14 protein-coding genes are annotated in these 12,724 nt (G+C 40.3%); 9 read left to right on the top strand and 5 right to left on the bottom strand.

What is annotated here, in order from left to right; genetic code table 11:
* The first annotated feature begins 12 nt into the window (after positions 1 to 12).
* Positions 13 to 1,308: a dihydrolipoamide acetyltransferase family protein gene (locus UR08_RS05175; protein ID WP_115752574.1), complete on the top strand. Its 1,296-nt coding sequence runs from the start codon at positions 13 to 15 to the stop codon at positions 1,306 to 1,308.
* A gap of 140 nt (positions 1,309 to 1,448) precedes the next feature.
* Here UR08_RS05175 and prli42 read toward each other — a convergent pair whose 3' ends face one another.
* Positions 1,449 to 1,544, bottom strand: a complete 96-nt coding sequence (gene prli42, locus UR08_RS05170; RefSeq protein ID WP_115752573.1) for a stressosome-associated protein Prli42 — start codon at positions 1,542 to 1,544, stop codon at positions 1,449 to 1,451.
* 124 nt (positions 1,545 to 1,668) lie between these two features.
* On the opposite strand from prli42, the gene UR08_RS05165 reads away from it, so the two are divergent.
* From UR08_RS05165 to UR08_RS05150, 4 genes are all read left to right on the top strand, one after another.
* Positions 1,669 to 2,775 carry a M20/M25/M40 family metallo-hydrolase gene (locus UR08_RS05165; protein WP_115752572.1) on the top strand — a complete coding sequence of 369 codons (1,107 nt, stop codon included), beginning with the start codon at positions 1,669 to 1,671 and terminating at the stop codon, positions 2,773 to 2,775.
* Between the two features lie 109 nt (positions 2,776 to 2,884).
* Positions 2,885 to 4,303: an NADP-dependent phosphogluconate dehydrogenase gene (gene gndA, locus UR08_RS05160; RefSeq protein WP_115752571.1), complete on the top strand. Its 1,419-nt coding sequence runs from the start codon at positions 2,885 to 2,887 to the stop codon at positions 4,301 to 4,303.
* Positions 4,304 to 4,512: 209 nt separating this feature from the next.
* Positions 4,513 to 5,193, top strand: a complete 681-nt coding sequence (locus UR08_RS05155; protein ID WP_115752570.1) for a response regulator transcription factor — start codon at positions 4,513 to 4,515, stop codon at positions 5,191 to 5,193.
* Complete coding sequence (locus tag UR08_RS05150; RefSeq protein ID WP_115752569.1) at positions 5,190 to 6,680, top strand: HAMP domain-containing sensor histidine kinase; 1,491 nt, start codon at positions 5,190 to 5,192, stop codon at positions 6,678 to 6,680. Before UR08_RS05155 ends, UR08_RS05150 begins: the two co-directional genes overlap by 4 nt.
* A gap of 44 nt (positions 6,681 to 6,724) precedes the next feature.
* Here the strand turns inward: UR08_RS05150 and yidC are convergent, their stop codons facing one another.
* The 3 genes from yidC to UR08_RS05135 form a co-directional block, all read right to left on the bottom strand.
* A complete protein-coding gene (yidC, locus tag UR08_RS05145) occupies positions 6,725 to 7,546 on the bottom strand; it encodes a membrane protein insertase YidC (RefSeq protein ID WP_115752568.1) in 822 nt (273 codons plus the stop codon).
* 23 nt (positions 7,547 to 7,569) lie between these two features.
* Positions 7,570 to 7,851, bottom strand: a complete 282-nt coding sequence (locus UR08_RS05140) for a hypothetical protein (RefSeq protein WP_240616042.1) — start codon at positions 7,849 to 7,851, stop codon at positions 7,570 to 7,572.
* Between the two features lie 86 nt (positions 7,852 to 7,937).
* Positions 7,938 to 8,219 carry an acylphosphatase gene (locus UR08_RS05135; RefSeq protein ID WP_115752730.1) on the bottom strand — a complete coding sequence of 94 codons (282 nt, stop codon included), beginning with the start codon at positions 8,217 to 8,219 and terminating at the stop codon, positions 7,938 to 7,940.
* A gap of 127 nt (positions 8,220 to 8,346) precedes the next feature.
* Here UR08_RS05135 and UR08_RS05130 point away from each other — a divergent pair, with 127 nt between their 5' ends.
* Together UR08_RS05130 and fni are read left to right on the top strand one after the other, a co-directional pair.
* The gene (locus UR08_RS05130) at positions 8,347 to 8,709 is read left to right on the top strand and encodes a DUF1033 family protein (protein ID WP_115752566.1); all 363 of its coding nucleotides are present in this window, start codon (positions 8,347 to 8,349) and stop codon (positions 8,707 to 8,709) included.
* A gap of 13 nt (positions 8,710 to 8,722) precedes the next feature.
* Positions 8,723 to 9,814 carry a type 2 isopentenyl-diphosphate Delta-isomerase gene (gene fni / locus UR08_RS05125; RefSeq protein WP_115752565.1) on the top strand — a complete coding sequence of 364 codons (1,092 nt, stop codon included), beginning with the start codon at positions 8,723 to 8,725 and terminating at the stop codon, positions 9,812 to 9,814.
* A 16-nt stretch (positions 9,815 to 9,830) separates the two neighbouring features.
* Here fni and trhO read toward each other — a convergent pair whose 3' ends face one another.
* Positions 9,831 to 10,799, bottom strand: coding sequence for an oxygen-dependent tRNA uridine(34) hydroxylase TrhO (trhO, locus tag UR08_RS05120; RefSeq protein WP_115752564.1), 969 nt, complete (start codon positions 10,797 to 10,799; stop codon positions 9,831 to 9,833).
* 254 nt (positions 10,800 to 11,053) lie between these two features.
* On the opposite strand from trhO, the gene UR08_RS05115 reads away from it, so the two are divergent.
* Positions 11,054 to 11,971, top strand: coding sequence for a YitT family protein (locus tag UR08_RS05115; RefSeq protein WP_115752563.1), 918 nt, complete (start codon positions 11,054 to 11,056; stop codon positions 11,969 to 11,971).
* A gap of 77 nt (positions 11,972 to 12,048) precedes the next feature.
* The gene (locus tag UR08_RS05110; RefSeq protein ID WP_115752562.1) at positions 12,049 to 12,621 is read left to right on the top strand and encodes an ATP-dependent Clp protease proteolytic subunit; all 573 of its coding nucleotides are present in this window, start codon (positions 12,049 to 12,051) and stop codon (positions 12,619 to 12,621) included.
* Positions 12,622 to 12,724 lie beyond the last annotated feature (103 nt).

Raw genomic sequence — 12,724 nt, 5'->3', positions numbered from 1 at the left:
GAGTGAACGAATGTGGCAATTAAGGAAATCACGATGCCAAAGCTCGGTGAGAGTGTAACGGAAGGAACGATTAGTTCTTGGTTAGTCGAACCGGGACAAAAAGTTGAAAAATATGATGCAATTGCAGAGGTTTTAACGGATAAGGTTACAGCGGAGGTTCCTTCTTCTTATGCGGGAACGATCAAAGAACTGATCGCAAAAGAAGATGAAACGCTTGAAGTTGGCGCTGTAATTTGTACGATTGAAACAGATGAAGCGCAAGATGTGGATGAAACTAGTGCAGAAGAAAAAGCGCCTGAAAAGGAAGCAGAACCTGAAGATGCTCGCCAAAGTGGTGGAGGAAATATTCAGCAAGCGAAAGCAAATGCGCCATCTGGTGCTCGCCTTTCTCCCGCAGTTTTACGCCTCTCAGCTGAACATGGCGTGGATTTAAATGAAATCGCAGGAAGCGGAAAAGGCGGTCGAATCACACGAAAAGATGTTTTACAGTTCGTTCAAAATGGTGGGGCAAGCTCGCAACAACAAGTAAGTCAACCCGCAGAACCAGTTGCAACAGAAGCTGCACCTAAGCAAGAAAAAGCCGCCAGTGAACTTCCAAAAGCAGCAAATGGCGACCGTGAAATTCCAGTTAGCGGGGTTCGTAAAGCGATCGCAAAACACATGGTGGAAAGTAAACACGAAATTCCACACGCTTGGATGATGACAGAAGTAGATGCAACAAACCTTGTGCGCTACAGAAACAGCTTAAAAGATAAATTTAAGCAAGAGGAAGGGTTCAGCTTAACGTATTTTGCTTTCTTTATCAAAGCAGTTGCGCAAACGCTGAAAGAATTCCCTACGTTAAACAGCACTTGGGCAGGCGATAAAATTATTGAGCATAAAGACGTGAATATCTCGATTGCCATTGCGGCCAATGATTTGCTTTATGTGCCGGTCATTAAAAATGCAGATGAAAAATCCATCAAAGGAATCGCGCGTGAAGTTAGCGAGCTTGCAGCGAAAGCAAGAAATAATAAATTAACGCAAGATGACATGTCAGGTGGAACTTTCACTGTGAATAGTACGGGCTCATTCGGCTCCGTTCAGTCCATGGGCATTATCAACCATCCACAAGCGGCAATCTTACAAGTTGAATCCATTGTCAAACGTCCAGTTGTGATTGACGAGATGATTGCGATTCGTGATATGGTTAACTTGTGCTTATCGATTGACCACCGGATTTTGGATGGCCTTATGGCTGGTCGTTTCTTACAAGCGATCAAGAAAAAAGTCGAAGAAATTTCGAAAGACAATACACCAATTTACTAACAATGTTTGAATTACTGAGTTTAGGGGTACTGAAATTTACATCTAGAATTTATACCCCTAAACTCCCTAGATGTTTTTGGGTAGTGCTCATTGGGTGCTGCTCTTTTTTTATAATAAAAAAAGCCGAATTTATTCGACTTTTAAAGAACCATAAGCACACCAGTTAAAACACTTGATAGCACGATCGCAATCAGCATCAAGATGACAACAAAGCGGACAACTTTTTTATTTGACATAGAACTTATAAGGCTCCTCTCTCTGGAAAACTTTTCTATTTAGTACGATTTTAACAATTTTTGTTTGGTTCTTCAAGGTGAAACTAACTTTTAGCGGAGACTGAACGAAGAAAGAAGGCTTACCATGGCAATTTCGGATGTGCATTCCTATTTTGAAACCATCACACGTATTTATTCTCCTTCTGGTGAAGAAGATGAACTGATTCGGTATCTTGAAGCAGAGTTTAACCGTCAAGAGGTTCCTGTGATCTATAGCGGCGCTGGCGGACTTATTGCGAGGATTCCCTCAACAAGTGAAGAGTATCCGGCGCTCTTTTTTGTTGCCCATCTAGATACGGCATCAAATGGAACAAAACCAGAAGTGATTCTTGAAGAGAAGACTTATAAAGCGTCGGCTGGGTTTCTTGGAGCGGATGACAAAGCGGGAGTCGCGGCACTTCTTGCAGTTATTTCTACTTTGAAGGAAACGAGGATGCCACACGGGACGATTGAGTTTATTTTTACAACGAAGGAAGAAAGTGGCCTGCAAGGTGTGAAAATGCTTGAATTAAGCTGCCTTTCCGCAAGATATGGCTTTTGTCTTGATGCACCGGGCGAAGTGGGATCATACCAGAGGATCTCTGATACCCAAGCAAAGATGGATTTTCGCGTATTGCAACGCTTTTCAACAAGTGATGTTTCGGGAATTAATGTGGCACGTGCCATTTTGCATCATATCAAACAGCTCAGACTTCCGCCTAAGTTTAATCTTGAAATGACTCGGTTTGAAGGAGAACGGAGCAAAGAGGGAGATGAGGCAGTACAAGTAGAACTGAACTTATCTGGCTATTTTTTATTAGAAGAACTGCTTCTTGAAGTAGAAAATGTGAAGCTTGCTTTCACGCAGGCAGAACAAAAATACGGCGTAAAAGTCGGCTCAGATGTGCATATCATTTATCCTGGCTTTGAAATAAAAGAAGCTCATCCCAGTGTAACACTCGCCAAAAGAGCGCTTAAGCAGCAAGCACTAGACAGCAAAGAAGTACGATTTATTGGAGGTTCGGATGCGAATATCTTAAATGACCGCGGATTTGAAACGCTACTCCTTTCTGCTGGTTATGAAAAGGCGCATTCAGAAAACGAACAAATTACCCAAGACTCGCTCCTCGTTTTAACCCAAGTTATTTTAGATATCTTAGCTCAAAGTCGGGGTATGGAAGTTGTGACTGCCTTTCCGAAAACGAGTGAGTGAAGAAGATTCATTTGCCCGTAACGTTCTATTTTGGTATAGTTAAAGGGTTGAAAGAAAGTAGGACAGGTTTTCTGTCTGGAATAAAAGCAGGAAGGGAAGAATATTTCAAATGGCAAAACAAGAAATTGGAGTAATCGGCATGGGTGTTATGGGACGTAACCTCGCTTTAAACATTGAAAGTCGTGGTCATACTGTTTCCATTTTTAACCGTTCGTCTGAAAAAACGAAAACGGTGATGGAAGAACATCCGGACAAGAAATTGGTTCCGACATATAGCTTAGAGGAGTTTGTCGAATCACTTGAAGTTCCACGCCGCATTCTCATCATGGTTAAAGCTGGTGAAGCAACTGATATGATGATCGAAGCTGTGAAACCTTTCCTTACAGAAGGCGATATTTTAATTGATGGCGGAAATGCCTTTTTCAAAGATACTATTCGTCGTAACAAAGAGCTGAGTGAAGAAGGCTTTAATTTCATTGGAACAGGTGTTTCTGGCGGAGAAGAAGGAGCGCTTAAAGGTCCTTCTATCATGCCTGGCGGTCAGCGTAAAGCTTATGATCTAGTGGCGCCGATCTTGCGTGAAATTGCTGCGGTGGCTGACGGGGAACCATGTGTAACATACATTGGTCCAGACGGGGCAGGGCATTATGTAAAAATGGTGCATAACGGAATCGAATATGGCGACATGCAACTAATTGCAGAAGCTTATACGATTTTAAAAGATATCGTTAGTTTAAGCCATGATGAACTTGCTGAAGTGTTCGCTGAATGGAATGAAGGCGAATTAGATAGCTACTTGATCGAAATTACTAAAAACATCTTGACGGTTCGCGATGATGTGACAGGGAAACCGATTGTCGATGTGATTTTGGATAAAGCAGGACAAAAAGGAACTGGGAAATGGACGAGCCAAAGTGCATTAGATCTTGGTGTGCCACTTTCTTTAATTACTGAATCTGTTTTTGCACGCTATATTTCAGCGTTAAAAGAAGAACGTGTTCATGCAAGTTCTGTCTTAACAGGACCTTCAAGTTATCAATTTAGTGGGGATAAAAAAGCGTTTATCGAATCAGTTCGTCGGGCGCTATATTTCAGTAAAATTGCTTCTTACGCACAAGGCTTTGCACAAATGAAAGCAGCAAGTGATGAGTATAATTGGGATTTACAATACGGAGAAATTGCTAAGATTTTCCGTGCGGGTTGTATCATCCGTGCTCGCTTCTTGCAAAAAATTACAGATGCGTATAATAAAGATAAGAACTTAGACAATTTGTTACTGGATCCTTATTTCAAAGACATCGCAGACAATTATCAAGGGGCGCTTCGTGAAGTAGTTGCAGAAGCTGTGAAAGCAGGAATTCCTGTTCCAACGTTCTCAGCAGCTATTAGCTACTATGATAGCTACCGTTCAAGTGTGCTTCCTGCAAACTTGATCCAAGCGCAACGGGATTACTTCGGTGCACACACATACGAACGTGTTGACAAACCTGGAACGTTCCATACGGAATGGCCAGAAGTAGATGAATAAGACTTTATAAAAAGTGACGCATTTTTTCTTCTTGAAAGAATGCGTCACTTTTTTGATTTGTTTTCTGAAAAATACATGAGAATATAACCGATTTAAATAATAATTTACTAAAAAATAGCTGGATCAAGCGGTTAAGAGTTGTTTTATCTTTAAAGTTCGTTACAATAGTAATAGATGTATAGTCATGACTCGAAAGAGAGGTTTTTTGGATGAGCAAAATCCTGATAGTTGAAGATGAAAAAAATTTAGCTCGCTTTATTGAACTTGAGCTTCAACATGAAAATTATGAAACGACAGTTGCAAATGATGGTCGCGCTGGACTAGAACTTGCACTTAATGAAGAATGGGATGCGATTTTGCTTGACTTGATGCTGCCGCACTTAAATGGAATGGAAGTTTGCCGCAGAATTCGTCAAGTGAAACAAACCCCGATTATTATGATTACAGCACGTGATTCTGTGATTGACCGCGTTTCGGGTCTTGATCATGGAGCTGATGATTATATCGTGAAACCTTTTGCGATTGAAGAGTTGCTCGCGCGACTTCGTTCGCTTTTGCGGCGCGTTGAAACAGCAGAACAGTCGGCGAAACAAACGACTCTTGAATACCGTGACTTGGTCGTGGAAAAAGAAAGTCGGATTGTGAGACGCGGGGAAGAAGTGATCGATTTAACGAAACGTGAATATGAGCTTCTTTTAACATTGATGGAAAATGTCAATATTGTGCTTACACGTGAAGTATTACTAAACAAAGTTTGGGGCTATGAAACAGAAGTCGAAACGAATGTCGTGGATGTTTATGTTCGATACTTGCGGAATAAAATTGATCATGATGATGAGGAAAGTTATATTCAAACCGTCCGTGGTACTGGATATGTGATGCGTACATGACAGGTATTAGCAATTTTTCACTAAAGAGTCGTTCTTTAAAATTTAAATGGACTTTTGGAGCGTCTGCTGCGATTTTTTTGACTTTCTTTTTATTTTCGTATGCGATTTATCAAGGGATTGGTCAAATGCTCTTAAATGAAGAAGAAGAGAAAGTAAATTCGCTTCTAGCGGAAACTACCTCTAATCAAGTCCTCAAATCGGGTAACTTGGACAATGCTGATTTGTTAAAAGAAGTCTTTGATAAAAGTCCAAGTATCAGTCGCAAAATTCAAGACCAAGTCATCGCTATTTATGATGACAAGGGAAATCAACTCGACAAGTATTTCCTTACCTCTAGCCAAAAAACTGCTAATAATGATTTTACAAAGTACTTTCACACGGATATTAGCGATAAGGTGACGAGTAAACCAACAATTAGTGGCGATAAAATGTTGATTTCACAAGGTCCGATTACGTCGGTGGAAGATAATTCGACGGTGATTGGGTACGTGCAAATTATCAATCCACTAACAAGCTATAACCGCATTATGGAGCGCCTTTTACTGACGATGTTTTTACTTGGTGCGGTAGCGCTTTTCATTAGCGGTATGCTTGGCTATTTGCTTGCACAAAACTTCTTGCGTCCGTTAACGAAACTTGCTAAAGGGATGAACGATGTCCGCAATAATGGTTTCCAAAAACGAATTGAAACGACTTCAAAATCACGGGATGAAATTACAGAGCTGACAGTGATTTTTAACGATATGATGACTCGAATTGAAAACAGTTTTGAGCAGCAAAAGCAATTTGTAGAAGACGCTTCTCATGAACTTCGCACACCTGTGCAAATTATGGAAGGGCATCTTAAGCTACTTGACCGTTGGGGGAAAAATGACCCTGAGGTGCTTGATGAATCACTTAAAGCTTCGCTTACAGAACTTGATCGGATGAAACGGCTCGTTCAAGAAATGTTAGATCTTTCAAGAGCTGAACAAGTTTCGCAGACGAAAGAACTCCAAATTACGAGCATCAATGATACGGTTGAGCAAGTGCGACGCAATTTTGAAATCATGTATGAAGATTTTCGTTTCACACTTGAAGAACCCGAAAAGAATTTATTCGCGCTCATCCAACACAATCACCTCGAGCAGTTGTTGATCATCGTGATGGATAACGCAGTTAAATATTCTGGGGACTCAAAAGAAGTCAATATGCAGTTGTTAAAAAATAAAGAGCAAGTACAAATTGTGATTCGTGACCACGGCGTTGGGATTTCAGAAGATGAAATTGAGAAAGTCTTCAATCGTTTTTACCGAGTAGATAAGGCAAGAAGCAGGGAGCGTGGCGGAAATGGCCTAGGACTTGCGATTGCGAAACAATTAGTTGAAGGCTATTTAGGGACGATTAACGCTGAGAGTGTCGAAGGAAGCGGAACAGCCATCACAATTACACTCCCGCTCATCGAAAAAGAGCCTACTAATAAAAAAACAGAAACGAAAAAAGACTAGCTAAAAAAGCACGAAGTGAGATCGCTCACTTCGTGCTTTTTAAATTATTTCTTTTGTTTTTCTACAGTTTCTTCAAATTCCTTTTCGCTTGCTTCCATTTGTTTGATCTCTGGATGTTTGTTCATATAAAGTTTTTTCGTAAGTAACGTTTGACCAGCTAGGAAGATCCCGCCGACAGCCCAGTAAAGTGCAAGAGCGGATGGAGCAGAGAAGGAAATGAATAGGATCATAGCGGGAGAAAGTAATCCCATGATCCGCATTTGTTTTTTCTGTTCCGGCGTGTAACCGATCATTGAAACGTAATATTGACCCAAGTATACGAGTCCAGCGATCACAGCAAGAATCGTATCTGGTGACCCGAGGTTAAACCATAAGAACGTATGCGAAGCAATCGCATCAGAACCACGAATAGCATAATAAAAGGCCATCAAAATAGGCATTTGAATGAGCAACGGTAAACAACCCATTTGCATCGGATTGATGTTGTATTTTTGGTAAACGACCATCATTTCTTGTTGAATCTTCGTTTGTTCTTCTTTCGTTGCGGCACGTTTCAACCGAGCTTGGATATCATCAATTTCAGGTTTTGCGACCGCCATCTTCGATTGCATCTCCATTTGCGCTTTTGCAGTCCGCAAGTTTAGAGGCATGATCGCAGCACGAATGATTAAAGTGGTAATAATGATTGCAATTCCATAATTGTTTCCGAAGAAGGATGCAACAAATTGGATAAACCAAGTAAGCGGCCAAATTAAATATTTATAGAAGAACCCATCTTGATTTTGTGATGGATCCATGCTGCATCCAGAAAGGACAACGAGCCCAATGAGAAGCAGACTAATTAAAAGTATATGTTTCTTTTTCAATGTTCTTATTTCCTCCTAAAATTTCAATTTGCATAGCTGGAAAGGGAAGAACAATGAGTTTCATCATCACTAGGCTGTGTTTTTTTAAGGGCAACAACGATCCAATTTACAACGAAACTAAGTGGCTGCAAAGCATTTATTTTCAATTTTCCAGTTGGAAGATGAAAAATTTGAATCGTTCGAACATGAGTCGTCATCGCAGGTTTTAAAAAGTGAAATGCAGGCCAAAATCGAAAGATGGCAAGCGTTAACAGGAAAGTGACGGAAATGGAAATGAATTCAGGTTCCGAAAACATTTGCGCCATTATCCCCACGGTACGATCAGCTCCTTTCCGTGGAACATGTCATTCCTTAACTATAAGCCAAATAAAGTGGGAATTCAAGGCTTATTTTAGTAGACAATATCAAAAGTTTTTCGTTCGGGGACCGGTGCGCCTTTGTAAATAAATACTTCATTTACGCGTGCGGCAGGAGAGGGCCCTTGTTTAATAGCATCAATAAATTTTTCTAAATTATCGCTATTTGCACGAGCGCCAATTTCAACCGAGCCATCATCTAAGTTTTTCACAGTGCCGCTTACATCAAACTTATAAGCTAAATGTTTAGTTGTATAGCGAAAACCGACACCTTGAACAAGGCCAGTCACACGAATGATTGCTGTTTCAGTAGCCATAACAAATCCCTTCTTTCTTCTATCATTTAACACTAGTGTAGCTTTTTTTAGTTTGAGTTTCAAAAATTTACATTCCTGTTTGAGCTTGCTATAATCGGGATAGTGAATAAACTAGGAGATGGTCGCTTTGACAGAGTGGACAATCATTAAAACGAAGGGTGAATATGAACCTTGGTGGTTTTTTGAAGACTGGGAAGAGACGATTCTTGATCGTTTCCGTTTTAATGAAAAGGAAGAAGCTTTTAAGAAATATAAAATAGTTGCGGAAGAAATGATTCAAAATTATCCGCACCATGCGTTAAAAAAACAAGTGCTATTCGCTGCTTGGAACGAAGAGGAAATCGAGTACTGTGAAGACTGCGAGGACGACATTCAAACTTTCCATGGACTAATTCTCATGGAAGACGGGAAAGTGTATACGCCGGAACCCGAAGAAGTCAATACGTGGTTTAGCGAAGTAGCAGCTTTTGAAACAAAGCCTATAGATTAAGGATGGGAAAACTTTGGAAAAAAAGGAAGATCTTTTGCGAGAGCGTAGAAAAGACGAGCACGTGACACTTGCATACAATAGCTACAAGAAACAAGGGACAAGCTTCAACGAATTAAAAATCTTAGGGACTTCGCTCCCTCAAATTGGCGTTAGCGAAGTAGATCTAACAACAAGCTTTGCAGGCCTTCATTTTAAGTGGCCGTTTTATATAAATGCCATGACAGGCGGAAGTGCTCACACAAAGAAAATCAATCAAGAGTTGGCGGAAATTGCTCGAGAAACGGAAATAGCAATGGCTGTTGGCTCGCAGTCCGCTGCTCTTAAAAATCAAGCGCTTGAATCAACTTTTCGCATTGCTCGGGAAGTCAATCCGTCAGGACAATTATTTGCCAATGTGAGCCCAGAAGTGCCCGTAGAACAAGCTAAAAGAGCAATTGAAATGCTTGAAGCAGACTTATTACAAATCCATATTAATCCGGCTCAAGAACTGGTGATGAAAGAAGGAGACCGTGAATTTGGTCACTGGATAGAAAGTTTGAAGCGCTACGTGGATGAAATTAAAATTCCGATTGTTGTGAAAGAAGTTGGATTTGGCATGCGGAAAGAAACCGTGGCAAGGCTTGGCGAGTTAGGAATTCGTACGGTAGATCTGGGGGGAAGAGGAGGTACCAATTTCGCTCAAATTGAAAATGATCGGCGGCGAGACCATGCTTTCGATTTCTTAACAGATTGGGGACTTACGACTGCTGAAAGTTTACTTGATTTGCAGAATGCAGAACCGATGAATATGGAATTTTTAGCTTCTGGTGGAATCAAATCAGCACTTGATATGGTAAAAGCTTATCGTTTAGGAGCGAGAAGCGCGGGAATGGCTGGCAAAATTTTGTACCGGCTGAAAAAAGATGGAAAGGAAGCGGCTATTTCGGAAGTAGAACAATTAAAGGAAAGCTTAGCGGCTTTATTTGTTCTATTAGATTCCAAAAATTTAAGCGAAATAAAGCAAGCTCCATTAATCGTTTCAGGCGAATTAAAAGATTTTTGTGAAGCACGTCAAATTGACTATCAAAGTCTGGCTAATCCTAAAAAAAGCGATCTCAACTTTTGAGATCGCTTTTCCCTTATTATTTTGCAGAAGATGTTTCTAAGTTTTCGCCAATTGCATTTAAGCGAGCTTCAAGTTGTTCCTTCGTCAAATTATGTTTTTTGACATAAAGGTTATCTGGATGCACACGGCATTCATGAGAACAGCTATGCAAGTATTTTTCATCGTTTTCTTCAGAGGCAAGAATTTGCTTATTACAGTGCGGGTTAGCACAATTAATGTAACGTTCGCAAGGTGTGCCATCGAAATGATCTTTCCCAACGATTGTGTGCTCTACACGGTTGATTGGAACGGAAATGCGTTCATCAAAAACATACATCATGCCATCCCAGAATTCACCTTTTGTTTTTTCATTTTTTCCATAAGTAGCAATGCCACCGTGAAGCTGAGCAACATCGTCAAAACCAGCTGTTTTGAGCCAGCCAGAGAATTTTTCACAACGAATGCCGCCGGTGCAGTAAGTAACCACTTTTTTGCCATCAAATTGATCACGATTTTCTTCGACCCAATTTGGTAGTTCACGGAAAGCTTTGATATCGGGACGAATAGCCCCACGAAAATGGCCAAGGTCATATTCATAATCGTTTCTTGCATCTAAAATGACTGTATCCGGGTCTTGCAAAGCTTCTCGAAATTCTTCGGGTTCAAGATATTTTCCGGTCACTTCAAGTGGGCTAAGGTCGTGTTCCAAATGAAGGGACACAATTTCCTTACGCGGACGAACAAACATCTTTTTGAAAGCATGTTTATCAGCTTCGTCAATTTTGAAGACCATATCCGAAAATCTTGGATCGGCGTGCATTGCGTTTTTATACTTTTCAGTTGCCTCGGTCGTTCCCGATACGGTTCCGTTGATTCCTTCTTCAGCAACAAGAATACGTCCTTTTAGCCCAATTTCTTTACAAAAAGCAAGATGCTCTTTCGCAAAGGTTTCTGGATCATCAATTGTCGTGTATTTGTAGTATAACAACACTTGATAGTCACTCATATTTTTTTACCACCTTTAGTTTTGTGTTTTTGCTTGTGAAAAGTGCAGCATGTGAATCATCTCCGCACATTGCGCAACTATAACTATACTATAGATAAGTAGTTGGCTGCAAGAAAAAATTCTTGTATATGGTAACGAGAAAAGACAAGCACAGACCGCTTATGCTATACTTAAAAAGAGTAAAAAATTTAATAAAACACAAAAATATTTTCTGATAAATGAGCAAATTGTAAAGTGACAGGAAGTGACGAACTATGAAGTCAGACAGCTTATTGCTAGAAGAAAAAGCGGCGCAGGAAGTCTTGCTTTATCGCCGTAGAAAATGGAAATGGTTTACATACCGCTTTTTGATGATTACGATCGGTGCCATCCTCATGGGAATCGGTCTTGAGCTTTTCCTCGTAAATAATCAGATTCTAGATGGTGGGATCGTCGGTATCTCGATTATTGTTTCTCAACTTACGCCGCTACCCCTTGGCGTACTTACCTTTGTTTTAAATATTCCTTTTTTTATTATTGGTTACCGAAAGATTGGCAAAGTCTTTGCTCTTTTCACATTATACGGGATTGCCGTCATGTCGACTGTGACGCTCCTTCTTCATTCCGCACATCCCGTTACAGATGATCTTTTGCTCGCTACGGTTTTTGGGGGAGTGACGCTCGGACTTGGTGTTGGTCTCGTGATTCGTAATGGTGGAGCACTTGATGGAACAGAGATTGTTTCGATCATTGTGAACGGGAAAACGCCTTTTTCAACAGGGCAAATCATCATGGTCATCAACATCTTAATTTTTTCAGTAGCGGGTTTTGCTTTTAACTGGGATCGTGCAATGTATTCGCTGATTACTTATTTCTTAGCATATAAAGTGATTGACATCGTCATTCAGGGAATGGATGAATCGAAAAGTGCGTTTATTATTAGCCGCTATCACGAAGAAATTGGTCTTGAAATCATGGAGCAACTTGGAAAAAGTGTCACCTATATTGAAGCGACAGGTGGTTATTCTGGTGAAATGAATAAAGTGATTTTCGTGATTATTTCACGATTCGAAGAAGTTAAATTGAAATCGATTTTGGATGAAATTGATCCGGATGCTTTCTTAGCCGTCGGTGGAAGCATGTCAGAAGTCAAAGGCGGAAAAATGATGACAAAGAAAACTCCTCACCTCTAAAGGGAGGAGTTTTCTTTTGACCTTTGTTGACCAAACAGTTAAAATAAGTACGTGAGCAAAAGAGAGGATGTGTCAAAATGGCAGAAGAAAACAAATCAAAAGATATGAGTCAGATTTTGACTGAAAAATTGATTGATACACGTACCATTTTTCTTTATGGAGAAATCAATCAAGATTTAGCGAAAGAAGTTTCAAAACAGCTTTTACTTTTAGCGGCTTTAGGGGACGAACCGATTACGATTTTTATCAATAGTCAAGGGGGTCACGTGGAAGCAGGCGATACTATTCATGACTTGATCCAGTATATTAAACCAGAAGTTCGAATTATTGGAACTGGTTGGGTGGCGAGTGCAGGAATTACCATCTATCTGGCTGCGAAAAAAGAAAACCGTTACAGTTTGCCAAATACTCGTTATATGATTCATCAACCACTCGGTGGCGTTCAAGGCCAAAGTAGTGAAATCGAAATTGAAGCTCGCGAAATTGTACGGATGCGTGAAAGAATTAACCGTTTAATTAGTGAAGCAACTGGGCAAGATTTTGAAAAAGTTGTCGAAGATACAGACCGCAATTTCTGGCTTTCAGCTAACGAAGCGATTGACTATGGAATCGTCAATCAAATTATTCAAAATCAAAGTGAAGTGAAATAATGCTAAACTGGACAACTCTCTTGATAGGGTGTCCAGTTTTTTACGTACATTTGTTTGCTAAATAGGTCTTTTGGTGGAGTTTGTCATTTATCTCATGTGCTAT

This window comes from Listeria kieliensis, assembly GCF_003369925.1.
Taxonomy (GTDB): Bacteria; Bacillota; Bacilli; order Lactobacillales; family Listeriaceae; genus Listeria; species Listeria kieliensis_A.
This window is presented reverse-complemented; position numbering and strand designations above follow the sequence as displayed.